A 15,378-nucleotide genomic window follows, 5' to 3' on the forward strand; every position below is an offset into this window, starting at 1 on the left:
ATCGAATGCTCTTCGTGTCCGTGATGGGGGCGTACGGGAGCATTCGGCAGCGTGAAGTTGTTCGCCCGTAGCGGAGGGAACGGGGGTGCGCCGCATGGACTGTCAGTGAGTGCGGGTAAGACATCCCTAGTGAGAAGGGGCGACACGCAGGCAAAAACGTCTCACGTTCGCCATCGGCGTACTGGCGAAAGGGCTATCTGCCTGGCCTGCGGGAACATCGTCTCGCACCATCGGGTTGGAGCAGTTGTCGGCGTTCGGGGCAGGAGGCCATCGACGGGTGTCGGCAGTTGAAATGAGCGGTCCCCGCTTGCGGGACTAAGCTGCGGAAGGACAGGGAGGGGACCTACCCCTAACTGCCTGACCGCTCTGAGGAGCGATTAACGATGTTCGAGAGGTTCACCGACCGCGCGCGGCGGGTTGTCGTCCTGGCTCAGGAAGAAGCCCGGATGCTCAACCACAACTACATCGGCACCGAGCACATCCTCCTGGGCCTGATCCACGAGGGTGAGGGTGTCGCCGCTAAGGCCCTGGAGAGCCTCGGGATTTCGCTCGAGGCGGTCCGCCAGCAGGTGGAGGAGATCATCGGTCAGGGCCAGCAGGCCCCGTCCGGGCACATCCCCTTCACTCCCCGGGCGAAGAAGGTCCTGGAGCTCTCGCTCCGCGAGGCCCTCCAGCTCGGCCACAACTACATCGGCACCGAGCACATCCTGCTCGGCCTGATCCGCGAGGGCGAGGGCGTCGCAGCCCAGGTCCTCGTGAAGCTGGGCGCCGACCTGAACCGGGTGCGGCAGCAGGTCATCCAGCTGCTCTCCGGGTACTCGGGAGGCAAGGAGGCGGCCACCGCAGGCGGCCCCGCGGAGGGCACGCCCTCCACGTCCCTGGTGCTCGACCAGTTCGGCCGGAACCTCACCCAGGCCGCTCGTGAGTCCAAGCTCGACCCGGTCATCGGGCGCGAGAAGGAGATCGAGCGGGTCATGCAGGTGCTGTCCCGCCGGACCAAGAACAACCCGGTCCTCATCGGCGAGCCCGGCGTCGGCAAGACGGCGGTCGTCGAGGGCCTGGCGCAGGCCATCGTCAAGGGCGAGGTGCCCGAGACCCTCAAGGACAAGCACCTCTACACCCTCGACCTCGGTGCGCTGGTCGCAGGCTCCCGCTACCGCGGTGACTTCGAGGAGCGCCTGAAGAAGGTCCTCAAGGAGATCCGCACCCGCGGCGACATCATCCTGTTCATCGACGAGCTCCACACCCTGGTGGGTGCGGGCGCCGCCGAGGGCGCGATCGACGCGGCGAGCATCCTCAAGCCCATGCTGGCGCGAGGCGAGCTCCAGACCATCGGTGCGACCACGCTCGACGAGTACCGCAAGCACCTGGAGAAGGACGCCGCTCTCGAGCGCCGCTTCCAGCCCATCCAGGTCGCGGAGCCGTCGCTGCCGCACACCATCGAGATCCTCAAGGGTCTGCGCGACCGTTACGAGGCCCACCACAGGGTCTCCATCACGGACGAGGCGCTGGTGCAGGCCGCCACCCTGGCCGACCGCTACATCTCGGACCGCTTCCTGCCGGACAAGGCGATCGACCTGATCGACGAGGCCGGTTCCCGGATGCGCATCCGCCGGATGACCGCGCCGCCGGACCTCCGCGAGTTCGACGAGAAGATCGCGGGCGTGCGCCGCGACAAGGAGTCGGCGATCGACTCCCAGGACTTCGAGAAGGCAGCGTCCCTCCGGGACAAGGAGAAGCAGCTGCTGGCGGCGAAGGCCAAGCGGGAGAAGGAGTGGAAGGCCGGCGACATGGACGTCGTCGCCGAGGTCGACGGCGAGCTCATCGCCGAAGTCCTGGCCACCGCCACCGGCATCCCGGTCTTCAAGCTGACGGAGGAGGAGTCCTCGCGTCTGCTGCGCATGGAGGACGAGCTCCACAAGCGCGTCATCGGCCAGAAGGACGCCATCAAGGCCCTCTCGCAGGCGATCCGCCGTACGCGAGCAGGCCTGAAGGACCCGAAGCGCCCCGGTGGCTCGTTCATCTTCGCCGGCCCGTCCGGTGTCGGTAAGACCGAGCTCTCCAAGACGCTCGCCGAATTCCTCTTCGGCGACGAGGACGCGCTGATCTCCCTCGACATGTCGGAGTTCAGCGAGAAGCACACGGTTTCCCGCCTCTTCGGTTCGCCCCCCGGTTACGTGGGTTACGAGGAGGGCGGCCAGCTCACCGAGAAGGTGCGCCGCAAGCCGTTCTCCGTCGTTCTCTTCGACGAGGTCGAGAAGGCCCACCCCGATATCTTCAATTCCCTGCTCCAGATTCTGGAAGACGGTCGTCTGACCGACTCCCAGGGCCGGGTCGTGGACTTCAAGAACACGGTCATCATCATGACGACCAACCTCGGGACCCGGGACATCTCCAAGGGCTTCAACCTGGGCTTCGCCGCCCAGGGCGATGTGAAGACGAACTACGAGCGGATGAAGGTCAAGGTCAACGAAGAGCTCAAGCAGCACTTCCGGCCCGAGTTCCTCAACCGTGTCGATGACACGGTCGTCTTCCACCAGCTGACCGAGGAGGACATCATCCAGATCGTCGACCTCATGGTCGACAAGGTGGATGAGCGCCTCAAGGACCGCGACATGGGCCTCGAGCTCAGCCCGAACGCCAAGTCGCTGCTGGCGAAGAAGGGCTACGACCCCGTGATGGGCGCCCGGCCGCTGCGCCGGACGATCCAGCGCGAGATCGAGGACATCCTCTCCGAGAAGATCCTCTTCGGAGAGCTGCGCCCCGGTCACATCGTGGTCGTGGACACCGAGGGCGAGGGGGACGAGAAGAAGTTCTCGTTCCGTGGCGAGGAGAAGTCGGCACTGCCCGACGTCCCGCCGATCGAGCAGGCGGCCGGTGGCGCCGGCCCGAACCTGACGAAGGAAGCGTAAGGGCGCGTAGCGCCTGAGCACGTAGAAGGGGCTGCCCCGGACCGTTCAACGGTCCGGGGCAGCCCCTTTCTGTGTCCCGTGGCGCGGTTGGGCGTGTGTGGCTACGGGGCCTGGGGCCGCCCGCCGCAGGGAGAGCCGTGCGGGCGGCCAGCCGCGCCGCGGGCGTACGGCAAGCCATGAGGGCGTGAGGCGGGCCGTGTGCCCCTGGGCGCCGGGCCACGCGCCGGACCCGCGTGTGCCCCAGCGCCTGGGCGCACGTACACCCGCCTGGGATCCGGGCCCGGGACTGCGGCCGCGACCCCGCCGGAATCCCGGGCCTGACTGCGGCCGGGCCCGGCCCGAGGGTGTCGGGTGGCCCTTCCCCGGGGCCGGCGGCCGGGGACCACGGGATCCGGGCGGCCTGACCGCGGGTGCGGGGCGCCCGTTCCCAGAGGCCCAGGGGGTCGGACACCGCGGGTTTCGGGTGGCCCCTCCCAGTGCGGGGCGGCCGTTCTCCGGACTCCGCGGGTGCTGGGCGGCCGTTCCCCGGTCTCCGCGGTGTCGGATGGCCGTTCCCCCGTACCGGGCGCCCGATCCCCCGGGTGTCGGGCCCCGAAACAGGGCCGGGACCCCTCAGAAGTGCCTCGCTGTACCCCGCCGCGAAGGTCCCGAAACGGAAGGCCATAGGTCCCACCGGCGGTGACAAGGCGCACAGCCGATTTGGGCCTACTACGAGCGGTAGGAGCAAAGTCCTTGATCGCTCAAGGGACCTTCGTCCCCGGAGCGGCCGGGACCTTCGGCGAATGGGGTGAATCAGCCCGGATCGCCGCCCAATGTCCGCAAAGGGGCCTTTGGGGCTGGGCCTAAACCTGTTCCGAGATCCTGATTCCAGCATGTTTGAGCGGGTTTGCTCTGGCGTCCCCGCGCGGCTCGGAAGGCGATTCCCGCGGGGTCTGTCTACGGCTTTTCTTCGTAGATGGGGGGTTTGAGTGTTCTGGGCGATCCGGGTTACCAAGGTGGAGCAAGCCCGGTCCGAGTGCCGGGTCCCAGCACCCCGGAGGTTCTCCCCGTATGTCGAAGCGCGTTACGTTCCAGCACTCCCGCCGCCCGTCCATGTCCCGCGTCAGTGGCGCCGTCGTGGCCGCAGGCCTGGGTGCGTCGATGGTGTTCGGTGCGGGCGCGGCGTTCGCGTCCGGTACGACGGGCACTGCGGGCACCGCGGCCCTCGCCGGTGCGGCCACGGCCCAGTCCGTCGCCCAGCAGGCGACCGCCCAGGGCAAGGCCGCTGAGACCGCCAAGAAGGCTTCGGCCGACAAGAAGGCCGAGAAGAAGGCCGCAGCCAAGAAGAAGGCCGCGGCCGCGAAGAAGAAGGCCGCGTCGTGGGAGGCCCCGGTCAACCACTACGTGCTGAGCGCGACCTACGGCACCGGCGGCGACCGCTGGGCCAGCAAGCACTCCGGCCAGGACTTCGCGGTGCCGATCGGTACCAAGGTCGAGGCCGCGCACTCCGGCCGCGTCGTCAAGGCCGGCCCGAACGGCGGCGGCGACGGTCCCGCGTACGGCAACGCCATCGTGATCAAGCACTCCAACGGCAAGTACTCGCAGTACGCGCACCTGTCCAAGATCGAAGTGAACATCGGCGACCGTGTGAAGACGGGCGAGAAGATCGCCCTTTCCGGTAACACCGGAAACTCCAGCGGCCCGCACCTGCACTTCGAGATCCGGACCACCCCGAACTACGGTTCGGCGATCAACCCGGTCTCCTACCTGAAGGCCGAGCACGTCCACATCTGATGGAGTGCCCGCGGTGCCGGTAGCGGCTAAGCGGCAGGACCCGGGTCATGGGCCTTGGTCACCAGTTCGATGGCGACCTCGAGAGCAGCCTTGCGCTTCTCCTCGGGGTCGCCTTCGGCGTCTCTGAGGGCGAGCATCCCCGCGTGCATCGCGAAGAGTGCGGTGAAGCAGCGCACCTGGTCGGTGAGCGGGGCGTCGGGTTCCTTGATCAGGTCCACCAGGGCGATGACCCGGTGCTTGATCGTGTGGCCGATGCTCAGATCGCGCACGGTCGCCTGGTTCTCCTGCATGAAGCGGAAGAGCGGGGCGGCGCGGTTGAGTGCCTCGCTGTAGCGGACCAGGATCTCCTTCTTCGTCTCCAGGGTGCGCGGCTGTTCCTTGCCCCAGGCGAGAAGCTCCTCGACGGGCTGGTTCAGGTCCTCGAAGATGCTGTTGAGGATGTCTTCCTTGGTCTTGAAGTGGTAGTACAGCGCGGCCTTGGTGACGTCCAGCTGCTCGGCGATCTCACGGAGAGAGGTCTTCTCGTAGCCCTGTTCGGCGAACAGGTCGAGGGCCACGTCCTGGATGCGCTGTCGGGTATTGCCCCGGCGCGGCTGCGGCCTGCTGCCCATGCGACTCTCCCAAGAACTTACTTGACGCCCGGCTAGTTACGGGTCTACTTTCCTCAGTGTAGCCAACTAGCCGGGCGGCAAGTAAGTGCCGGACCCGGTGGCGGACCGGACAGCAGGGGATCAGGGGAGTACGGGACATGGCGGATCTGAACAAAGCGGCGCCGGCCGGGAAAGCGGAACCACAGCCACGCAGCGTCCGGGTGGTCGTTCTCGCCCTGATGATCGCGATGCTGCTGGCCATGCTCGACAACCTGATCGTCGGCACCGCGATGCCGACGATCGTCGGCGACCTGGGCGGCATGGAACATCTGGCCTGGGTGGTCACGGCCTACACGCTGGCCACGGCGGCCTCCACGCCCATCTGGGGCAAGCTCGGCGACATGTACGGACGCAAGGGCATCTTCCTCACGTCCATCGTGATCTTCCTGGTCGGCTCGGTGCTGAGCGGAATGGCCCAGGACATGGGCCAGCTCATCGGATTCCGGGCGATCCAGGGCCTCGGCGCCGGCGGTCTGATGGTCGGCGTCATGGCGATCATCGGCGATCTGGTGCCGCCCCGGGAGCGGGGCAAGTACCAGGGCATGATGGCGGGCGTGATGGCGATCGCCATGATCGGCGGGCCGCTCGTCGGCGGCACCATCACCGACCACCTGGGCTGGCGCTGGAGCTTCTACATCAACCTGCCGCTGGGCGCGGTCGCGCTGGCCATGGTCACCGCCGTGCTGCACCTGCCCAAGAAGGAGCGCACGAAGGCGAAGGTCGACTACCTGGGCGCCGCGCTGCTCACCGTGGGCATCACCGCGATCGTGCTGGTCACCACCTGGGGCGGTTCGGAGTACGCCTGGGGCTCGGCCGTGATCATGGAGCTCATCGCCCTCGGCGTGGCCTCCCTCGTCGGCTTCGTCTTCGTCGAGACGAAGGCGGCGGAGCCGATCATCCCGTTGCACATCTTCCGCAACCGCAACTTCACGCTCATGTCGATCGTCGGCTTCGTCGCCGGCTTCGTGATGTTCGGTGCGGTGCTCTTCCTGCCGCTGTTCCAGCAGTCGGTGCAGGGGGCCTCCGCGACCAACTCCGGACTGCTGCTCCTGCCGATGCTGATCGCGATGATGATCGTCTCGCTGATCGCCGGCCGGGTCACCACCAGCACCGGCAAGTACAAGGTGTTCCCGATCGTGGGCAGCGTCCTGATGGTCGCGGGCCTGTTCCTCCTCTCCACCATGGACACCGGCACCACGCGCTTCACCTCCGGCGTCTACATGGCGGTGCTCGGTGCCGGCATGGGCTTCCTGATGCAGATCACGATGCTCGTCGCGCAGAACAGCGTCGAGCTCAAGGACATGGGCGTCGCCTCCTCCGCGACCACCCTGTTCCGCACGCTCGGCAGCTCCTTCGGAGTCGCGATCATGGGTGCACTGTTCACCGGGCGGGTCCAGGACGAGATGGCGGCGCGCGGCGGCGGGGGAGCCACCGAGAAGTCCGCCCAGCTGGATGCGGCGAGCCTGGCGAAGCTGCCGGACGAGATGCGGCAGGCGTACGAGTTCGCGGTGTCCTCGGGAACGCACATCGCTTTCCTGCTCGGCGGCTCGATCGCGGTGCTGGCCCTGCTGGCGGCGCTGTTCGTCAAGGAGGTCCCGCTGCGGGGTACCGAGAAGCCGGAGGCCGCTCCGGTCGACGACGCGGCACCGCCGCAGACATCGGCGGCCAAGGAGTCGCAGACCGTCTGAGCAGCTGTACGACGGGTGGGCCCCGGAGGCGCGATGCCTCCGGGGCCCACCCGTATCCGGGGCGGCCCACCCGTATCCGGGGCTGGCCCACCCGTATCCAGGGCGTGCTCCTCTCCGGGGCGGCCCACCCGTCAGTCCTTTGTCTGCTGCCCGGACTGCTGCAGGACCGGGAAGCTCCCGGTGTTCGTCGGCGCGTGCTCGGGCAGCCACAGCACGGCGATGGCCCCGCCCGCACCGTCCGCCGCCCCGGCGGGCGCAGCGTTGCGGAAGGTCAGCCGGGCACCCAGGACCCGCGCCTGCCCCGCGGCGATCGTCAGACCCAGACCGTGCCCGCGGCCGGCCCGGTCACTGCTGCCGGTACGGAACCGGCTCGGCCCCTCCCGCAGCAGCGCCTCCGGGAAACCGGGCCCGTGATCGCGGACCCGCACGACCCTGCCCTCGACGGTGAGCTCGACCGGGCCCGCCCCGTGCTTGGCGGCGTTCCCCAGCAGATTGCCCAGGATGCGTTCCAGGCGCCGCGGATCCGTGGACACCCAGGACTCGTGCACCACCTGGACGGTGATCTCCGGATCCAGCAGGGCGACCCTGCGGCTCACGAACTCGCCGAGCGGTAGTTCCTGCAGCTCGGCCCGCTCCGAGGCGCTGTCCAGGCGGGCAACCTCCAGCACGTCCTCGACCAGGGTCCGCATCGCCTGTGCCCGGTCCCGTACGAGCTCGGTCGGGCGCCCCGGCGGCAGCAGTTCGGCCGCCGTGAGCAGTCCCGTCACCGGGGTGCGCAGCTCATGGGCGATGTCCGCCGTGACCCGGCGTTCCGCCTCGATCCGTTCGTTCAGCGCGTCCGTGAGGGCGTCGACCGCGCGGGCCAGCTCATCGGTCTCGTCCCGTACGACGCCGCCGACGGCCTCCCGTACCCGTACATCCGTGTTGCCCTGGGCCACCTTGCCCGCCGCTGCCGCGGCCTTGCGCAGCCTGCGTGACAGCTGGCCGCCGATGAGCACCCCCAGCGCGCACCCGCCGAAGACGACCGAGACCGAGCCGATGACGAGGGCGCGGTCGAGGTCGCCCATGATCGTGGCGTTGCGGTCGGCGAAGCGGGTGTGGAGCGAGAGGACGTCACCGTTCGCGAGCGGTACGGCCGCCCAGACGTCGGGCACTCCTCCCGCGTACTCGTCGACGTGGGTGGCGCGCCGGTTGTTCCTGACCTGGTCCCGCAGGCTGGAGGGCATCGCGGGGTCGTTGAGTTTGGCGCCGAACTTGGGCGACGGCTTCTGCGTGTTCGACGCCTCGTACAGCCGCTGGGCGAACAGCAGCCGTTCCAGCTGCACCTCGCGGGCGTTCTCCAGCATCGAGACGCGGGCGGCGTTGTGGACGACGAGGCTCAGGGCCACCGCGATGAGTGCGCCGACCGCGGCGATCGCGATGCTGATCTTCCAGCGGACACCGGTCCGCAGAGCGAGCCGCTTCATGCGCGGAACTTGTAGCCGAAGCCGCGGACCGTCTCGATCCGGTCCTGCCCGATCTTGGTGCGCAGCCGCTGCACGTGGACGTCCACGACTCGGGTGTCACCGCCCCAGCCGTAGTCCCAGACCCGCTCCAGGAGCTTGTCCCGGGAGAGCACGGTGCCGGGTGCGGACGAGAACTCCAGCAGCAGCCGCATCTCGGTCGGCGTCAGGCCCACCTGCGCGCCTCCCCGGCGTACCTCCATGCCTTCGGTGTCGATCTCCAGATCGCCGAAGACCAGCGCCCCGCCCGTCCCGTGCGAAGGCTCGGCAGCCGTGGTGCCGCTCTGCCCGCCCGAGGCGTGGCCGAACCGGCGCAGTACGGCGCGGATCCGGGCGACCAGCACGGCCCCGTCGAAGGGTTTGGTGACGTAGTCGTCGGCCCCGGCCTCCAGGCCGAGCACCACATCGATCGAGTCGGCCCGCGCGGACAGCATGATCACGGGCACCGTCGACTCGTCGCGGATGCGGCGGCACAGGCTCACCCCGTCCAGCCCCGGCACCATCACATCGAGCAGGGCGATGTCCGGCCGGTCCGCCCGGAAGGCCTCCAGGCCCAGCAGGCCGTCGGGCATCGCGGTGACCGTGAAGCCGACCCGCTCCAGTGCGAGCTGGGTGGCCTCGCGGATGACGTCGTCGTCCTCGACGAAGAGGACATGGGTCTCGGCCATGCGGGCTCTCAGTTCTGCGTCGTCGGCGGGGCGGGAAGTTCTCCGTCCCCGTTGCCGACGGCCCGGTTGAAGTCGTTGTGCACCCGGTCGGTCTCGGCGAACCGGCCGTCCGACCAGCGGTAGGTGATCACGTCCTCGCCGGACGGGTAGGCGACCGCGTCCTTCGAGCCGTACACCTGGGTCGTCACCACCAGGTCGCCGCGGTCGATGGTGCCGTAGACCGCGGGTATCTCGGCGGTGAAGACGTTGTCGTACGAACCGTCCGGGCGCTGCCGGTAGACGTAGGTGCCGACTCCCACCGAATCGCCGCAGGTCATGACGTTGACCACGACATCGGGTGCGGGACCGTCGGTGAGCGAGCCGTACGAGGTGTCCACCGGGTACTCGTCACCGGTGCAGGGCCTCAGATCGCTGCTGATCCGCCGGCTCACCTCGGGGTCACGCTTGACGAGCTGTACGGCGTTGACCGGTGCGGCAGCCTTCGCCGTGCCGGTGGGCGGCACGTTCGAGGGCGTCACCTGAGCCACCGGCTGGGTGCCCGCGGGCCCCTCGTCCCGGGTGCCCGTGCCGCCGGTGGAACAGCCGGCGCAGAACAGCCCGAAGGCGGCGAGCCCGGCCATGGCCGTACCTCCCGCCGCCAGACCGGCCCGGAGCCCACTGCCCCGGCCGGCCGCCGTACCGCTGCCTGTCAGGCCGCGCACCGCTCCCGCCCCCGCTCGTCATGACGCCTGTCCGGCTGCGCCGGTATCCGCGCCGTTGTTCCCCCGGCCTCGCGGCTCCGGGCGGCACGGTCCTCCAGCTCCTGGCGCAGTCTGGCCAGGGCGCGGTGCAGCGTGCTCTTCACCGTACCGGCCGACATGCCGAGCGCCGCGGCCGTCTCCTCGGTGCTCATCTGCTCCCAGTGTCGCAGCACGACGACGCTGCGCTGCTTGGGAGCCAGGACACCCAGGACGTCGATGAGCAGAGCACGGTCGGCGCGCTGCTCGGAACCGTCGTCGACGCTCGCGTCGGGCAGCTGCTCGGTGGGTACCTCGTCGAGCTTCCGGGCCCGCCACCACTCCGTACGCGTATTGATCATGACGCGGCGCAGGTAGGCGTCGGCGAGCGACTTGTCGGCGATCCCGTCCCACCGGCCGAGGGTGCGGACGAGGGCGGTCTGCAGCAGGTCCTGTGCGTCCACCGGGTCCGGAACCAGCCGGCGGGCACTGCGCAGCAGTGCGTCCTGCCTGGTGCGCACGTACTCCTCGAATTCGAGCACCTCGCCCTGCGCCATAACAACCGCCTCCGTCCCCGTGAATCCCCGTGGTACCGCTTGTCAGCAGGTGGTCCCGTTCGCTGACGTCGCAGACGCTACGGAGGCGTTGTCACGAGGGTGTGCGGAGCAGCCGTACGCGGACGCACGGCTGTCCATCGGTTGTGTAACAGCCGCTGGACAGCCCGGTCCGCCGGTGTGGGCTCAGGTGAGGGGCAGCCGGTACTGGCCGCCCGGCAGGGGTTCGACCAGTCCGTCGGCGACCAGTCCGTCGAGGGCACGCGCGCGCTGCACCGGTTCCTCCCACACCGCGTCCAGCGCGGACTGCGGCACAGGCGTCACCGCCTCGCGCAGAACGGCGAGCAGCCGGCCCCGCACCTGCCGGTCCGTACCGGCGTAGGTCTGGCCGCGGCGCGGCGGTCCCTGGTGCGCGGGCTTGCCGGCCAGCCGCCAGGCGCACTGTCCGGCGATCGGGCAGCGCGTGCAGTCCTCGTTCTTCGCGGTGCACACGAGTGCGCCGAGTTCCATGGTGGCCGCGGCCCAGCGGGCCGCGCGCTCGTCCTCCTCGGGGAGCAGTGCGCGGGCGAGCTTGCGCTCGGCCGCCGTGGTGGCGTTCGGCGGGTACTGGATGCCGGAGGCGGCGCGGGCGAACACCCGGCGGACGTTCGTGTCGAGCACGGCATGACGCTGCCCGTACGCGAACGAGGCCACGGCCGCCGCCGTGTACTCACCGATCCCGGGCAGCGCGAGCAGCTGGTTGTGCTCGCTGGGTACGTCGCCGCCGTGGCGTTCCGTTATCGCCTGCGCGGCCCCGTGCAGGCGCAGGGCACGTCGCGGGTAGCCGAGCCGGCCCCAGGCGCGGACCGCTTCACCCGGCGCGTCGGCGGCCAGGTCGGCGGGGCGCGGCCAGCGGGCCATCCATTGCTCGTACACCGGGAGGACCCGGTTCACCGGAGTCTGCTGCAGCATGAACTCGCTCACCATCACACCCCAGGCGCCCGCTTCGGGGCGGCGCCAGGGCAGATCGCGGGCGTGCTGCTCGAACCACCCGATGACGGGGGTGTGGAGGGAGGCGGGGGGCGTGTGTGTCGAAGTCGTGGCAGTCATCGCACCCACGATCCTGGCACGGAAGGCAGGACATGGGGCACGGTCACGGGGGTGTCGGCCCGGCTGAGGGCTCAGGGAGTGATAACGCCACCCGTTCTGACCCTTCTGGTCCCTCCGGACGCTTCGAGGACGCCCCGGGAGTCCTCCGTACGGTGCAAAGTGGCCGGAAGTGGCTGGGAACGGCCCCTGCGTGATGATGATCCGGAAAACTTGAGGATCAGAGCGGCGGGTGGGGCCGGAGATGGTCCGGATCTCTCGTACAGTTTGCGCCGTGGGATCTATGCGCAATCCGGTCGGGCCGCTTCCCTCCAGCATCTACTGGCGGCGGAGGGCAGTTGCGGCGATGGTGATCGCGCTGCTCGCGGCGCTGGTCGCATGGGCCGTCACCTCGGGTGGCGGCGGCGGGACGAAGGACGACGCGAAGCCCGGCGACCACGATCCCGCCCCGTCCATCACTCCGGGACCCTCCGGTTCAGGACCGGCAATCAGCCAACAGCCGGGCGGCCGCGACGAGTCGGACTCCGGCGGGAGCGGGGACGGTGCCGCGGACGCGGGTTCCGACGGAAGCAACGGCGACGGCGGGACGGGCGGCGACGCCGGATCCGGCGCGGGCGGATCGGGCGGCTCGGCGGCGGCCGGCACGGGAACGGGTGGCGGCGGGACCACGGGCGAACAGGTACCGGCCGGCTCCTCGCTCCCCAACTGCACACCTTCCGTACTGCAGTTGAGTCTCCGTACGGAGATCAGCTACGGCCCCGACGACAAGCCGAAGTTCAGGCTGACGGCAAAGAACACCTCGGGCAGCGACTGCAAGGCCGACTTCGGGCCGAAGAGCGCGGTGCTCACCATCACCGAGGCCGGCGGCAACGACGAACAGGTGTGGTCCTCCAAGGACTGCCCGTCGGGCGGCGCGGTGTTCCTGAAGATCCCGGCAGGGTCGACCGTCGTGCACACCGTGGAATGGGACCGGAAGAAGAGCGCGCCCCAGTGCGCGACACCGCCCCCCGGCAAGGCGGCGCCCGGTACGTATCTGATCGAGGCGAAGGCGCCGGGCGAGCCGCTGCAGCGCGCCTCGTTCGTCCTCGCCAAGGACTGACCGGCAGGACCGGCGACCGCCCGGCAGGGACAGGGACCGATCGGGCCGGCCACCCGGTCCGGATGGCCCTCGGCCCGACTCCTCCGGGTCCGCCCGGACGTTCGGGTCCGGCTAGACGTACCGCTCCAGGATCGAGGACTCCGCCAGTCGCGAGAGTCCCTCCCGCACGCTCCGTGCCCGCGCCTCGCCGACCCCGTCCACCGTCTGGAGGTCGTCGACGCTCGCGGCGAGCAGCTTCTGCAGACCGCCGAAGTGCTCCACCAGCCGCTCGATGATCGCTCCCGGCAGCCGCGGCACCTTCGCCAGCAGCCTGAAGCCGCGCGGCGAGACCGCGGAGTCCAGCGTCTCGGGCGAGCCGCTGTACCCCAGCGCCCGTGCCACCACCGGAAGTTCGAGCAGCTCCGTGTGCGAGAGCGCGTCCAGCTCGGTCAGCGCCTCCGCGACCGTGCGGGACCGCTTCGCGGTCGGTTCGGGCACGTAGTCCCGTACGACCAGCTCCCGCTCGGGCTCCACGCCCGCGATCAACTCGTCCAGCTGGAGCGACAGGAGCCTGCCGTCGGTGCCCAGCTCCACCACGTACTCGGCGATCTCGGTGGCGATCCTGCGCACCATTTCCAGCCGCTGCGCGACCGCCGTCACGTCCCGGACGGTCACCAGGTCCTCGATCTCCAGCGCGGAGAGCGTCCCGGCGACCTCGTCGAGCCGGAGCTTGTACCGCTCCAGCGTGGCGAGCGCCTGGTTGGCGCGGGACAGGATCGCGGAGGACTCCTCCAGGACCCTGCGCTCCCCGTCCACGTACAGCGCGATCAGGTGCATCGACTGGGAGACCGAGACGACCGGGTACACACACGCCTTGGAGACCCGGTCCGCCGTGCGGTGGCGGGTGCCGGTCTCCTCGGTGGGGATCGAGGCGTCCGGGACCAGCTGTACTCCGGCCCGCAGGATCTTGGTCATGTCCTTGTCGAGGATCAGCGCGCCGTCCAGCTTGCACAGTTCGCGCAGCCTCGTCGCGGTGAACTCCACATCCAGGACGAATCCACCGGTACACATGGATTCGACGGTTTTGTCCATACCGAGGACGATCAGTCCACCGGTGTTGCCGCGGAGGATGCGCTCCAGGCCGTCCCGGAGGGCCATCCCGGGCGCGACCGCACTCAGCGAGGCGCGCATCAGCGCCTCGTTACCGGTGCCTTGGCCGGACTTTCCGGGCGATGCTGCCCGGTCGTTGGCTGCCACTGCACTCCTCCGGTCACAGGTTTGCGGTGCCCTTGCGTCCTCATGCCGTTCGTACGGGCGGGCGAGACCAGGGCAAAGTCTACCGGCGTGCGCCGTCCTCCTGTGGTCCGTCCGAGCGAGACCTGCGCGGGAGGACTCTCAGAGCATCGCCCATGTCGGCGACTTCCGTGACCTTCATACCGGCCGGGACCTGCCCGGGGTCCCTCGGGACCAGGGCGTGCTTGAACCCGAGACGGTACGCCTCCGCGAGCCTCCGCTGGACCCCCGTAACCCTTCTGACCTCCCCCGCGAGGCCCACTTCGCCGATCGCGACGAGGTTCTTCGGGAGGGGGGTGTCGCTCGCCGCACTGGCCAGCGCCAGTGCGATCGCGAGGTCCGCGGCGGGCTCGGTGAGCTTCACGCCGCCGACCGTCGCGCTGTAGATGTCCCGCTTGCCGAGCGCGCTGATTCTGCCGCGCTGCTCGAGAACCGCCAGCATCATCGAGACGCGGGAGGTCTCCAGGCCCGAGGTCGTGCGCCGGGGCGAGGGGATCTGCGAATCGACCGTCAGCGCCTGGACCTCCGCGACGAGGGGTCGCTTGCCCTCCAGGGTGACCGTCAGGCAGGTGCCGGGAACCGGCTCGTCGCGCCGGGTGAGGAAGAGGCCGGAAGGATCGGCGAGCCCGGTGATGCCCTCGTCGTGCAGCTCGAAGCAGCCGACCTCGTCCGTGGCCCCGTACCTGTTCTTGACGCCCCGAACCAGACGGAGGCGGGCGTGCCGGTCGCCCTCGAAGGACAGCACGACATCGACGAGGTGCTCCAGGAGCCGCGGCCCCGCGATCGCGCCGTCCTTGGTGACGTGGCCGACCAGGAGCGTCGACATGCCGCGTTCCTTCGAGGCCCGGATGAGGGCGCCCGCGACCTCGCGGACCTGCGCCATGCCACCGGGTGCGCCCTCGATCTCCGGCGAGGCGACCGTCTGTACGGAGTCGAGGACGAGGAGGGAGGGCTTGACCGCGTCCAGATGGCCGAGAACAGCCGACAGGTCGGTCTCCGCGGCCAGATACAGGTGGTCGTTGATGGCCCTGATCCGGTCGGCCCGCATCCGCACCTGGCTCGCGGACTCCTCCGCCGTGACGTACAGCGTGCGGTGTTCGTCGCTCGCCGCCTTCGCCGCCACGTCCAGCAGCAGCGTCGACTTCCCGACGCCCGGTTCGCCCGCGAGCAGCACGACGGCGCCCGGCACGAGCCCGCCTCCGAGCACCCGGTCCAGCTCGCTCACCCCGGTCGAGCGCGCCGTGGCCTGGCGGCTGTCGACCTGCCCGATGGGCACGGCGGCGGTGGAGACGCGGCCTGCGGCCGTGGTGCGCACGGCAGGGGCGCCGCCGAACTCCTCGACCGTCCCCCAGGCCTGGCATTCGGGGCAGCGGCCGAGCCACTTGGCGGTCGTCCAGCCGCATTCGGTGCAGCGGTAGGACGGCCGGTCCTTCGCGGATTTCGTACGGGCAGCCATGG

At 69.8% G+C, this 15,378-nt stretch carries 12 protein-coding genes; 4 read left to right on the forward strand and 8 right to left on the reverse strand.

The features are described 5' to 3' along the window. Positions 1–383: 383 nt before the first annotated feature. Together OG257_RS21535 and OG257_RS21540 are read left to right on the forward strand one after the other, a co-directional pair. A complete protein-coding gene (locus tag OG257_RS21535) occupies positions 384–2,912 on the forward strand; it encodes an ATP-dependent Clp protease ATP-binding subunit (protein ID WP_329209806.1) in 2,529 nt (842 codons plus the stop codon). Positions 2,913–3,962: 1,050 nt separating this feature from the next. Next, on the forward strand, positions 3,963–4,685 hold the full coding sequence (locus OG257_RS21540; RefSeq protein ID WP_329209807.1) for a M23 family metallopeptidase: 723 nt from the start codon (positions 3,963–3,965) through the stop codon (positions 4,683–4,685). Between the two features lie 26 nt (positions 4,686–4,711). Here OG257_RS21540 and OG257_RS21545 read toward each other — a convergent pair whose 3' ends face one another. After that, a complete protein-coding gene (locus OG257_RS21545) occupies positions 4,712–5,296 on the reverse strand; it encodes a TetR/AcrR family transcriptional regulator (protein ID WP_329209808.1) in 585 nt (194 codons plus the stop codon). A 137-nt stretch (positions 5,297–5,433) separates the two neighbouring features. Between OG257_RS21545 and OG257_RS21550 the strand changes: the two genes are divergently transcribed. Continuing rightward, a complete protein-coding gene (locus OG257_RS21550) occupies positions 5,434–7,023 on the forward strand; it encodes an MDR family MFS transporter (RefSeq protein ID WP_329209810.1) in 1,590 nt (529 codons plus the stop codon). 131 nt (positions 7,024–7,154) lie between these two features. On the opposite strand, the gene cseC is transcribed toward OG257_RS21550, so the two are convergent. The 5 genes from cseC to OG257_RS21575 all read right to left on the reverse strand — a co-directional run bounded on the left by cseC (position 7,155) and on the right by OG257_RS21575 (position 11,552). Further along, positions 7,155–8,489 (reverse strand): two-component system sensor histidine kinase CseC, encoded by a 1,335-nt coding sequence (cseC, locus tag OG257_RS21555; protein WP_329209811.1) that lies wholly within the window; start codon positions 8,487–8,489, stop codon positions 7,155–7,157. Beyond that, positions 8,486–9,193: a two-component system response regulator CseB gene (cseB, locus tag OG257_RS21560; RefSeq protein WP_329209813.1), complete on the reverse strand. Its 708-nt coding sequence runs from the start codon at positions 9,191–9,193 to the stop codon at positions 8,486–8,488. Before cseB ends, cseC begins: the two co-directional genes overlap by 4 nt. 8 nt (positions 9,194–9,201) lie before the next feature. Then, positions 9,202–9,894 (reverse strand): hypothetical protein, encoded by a 693-nt coding sequence (locus OG257_RS21565; protein WP_443054451.1) that lies wholly within the window; start codon positions 9,892–9,894, stop codon positions 9,202–9,204. After that, the gene (locus OG257_RS21570; protein WP_329209814.1) at positions 9,882–10,466 is read right to left on the reverse strand and encodes a SigE family RNA polymerase sigma factor; all 585 of its coding nucleotides are present in this window, start codon (positions 10,464–10,466) and stop codon (positions 9,882–9,884) included. Before OG257_RS21570 ends, OG257_RS21565 begins: the two co-directional genes overlap by 13 nt. A gap of 183 nt (positions 10,467–10,649) precedes the next feature. Next, the gene (locus OG257_RS21575) at positions 10,650–11,552 is read right to left on the reverse strand and encodes an A/G-specific adenine glycosylase (RefSeq protein WP_329209815.1); all 903 of its coding nucleotides are present in this window, start codon (positions 11,550–11,552) and stop codon (positions 10,650–10,652) included. Between the two features lie 280 nt (positions 11,553–11,832). On the opposite strand from OG257_RS21575, the gene OG257_RS21580 reads away from it, so the two are divergent. Then, positions 11,833–12,648: a hypothetical protein gene (locus tag OG257_RS21580; RefSeq protein WP_443054566.1), complete on the forward strand. Its 816-nt coding sequence runs from the start codon at positions 11,833–11,835 to the stop codon at positions 12,646–12,648. Between the two features lie 111 nt (positions 12,649–12,759). On the opposite strand, the gene disA is transcribed toward OG257_RS21580, so the two are convergent. Together disA and radA are read right to left on the reverse strand one after the other, a co-directional pair. Then, positions 12,760–13,884, reverse strand: a complete 1,125-nt coding sequence (gene disA / locus OG257_RS21585; RefSeq protein WP_329209819.1) for a DNA integrity scanning diadenylate cyclase DisA — start codon at positions 13,882–13,884, stop codon at positions 12,760–12,762. A gap of 79 nt (positions 13,885–13,963) precedes the next feature. After that, the gene (gene radA, locus OG257_RS21590; RefSeq protein ID WP_329209821.1) at positions 13,964–15,376 is read right to left on the reverse strand and encodes a DNA repair protein RadA; all 1,413 of its coding nucleotides are present in this window, start codon (positions 15,374–15,376) and stop codon (positions 13,964–13,966) included. Between the last annotated feature and the right edge of the window lie 2 nt (positions 15,377–15,378).

This window comes from Streptomyces sp. NBC_00683 (genome assembly GCF_036226745.1).
Taxonomy (GTDB): Bacteria; Actinomycetota; Actinomycetes; order Streptomycetales; family Streptomycetaceae; genus Streptomyces.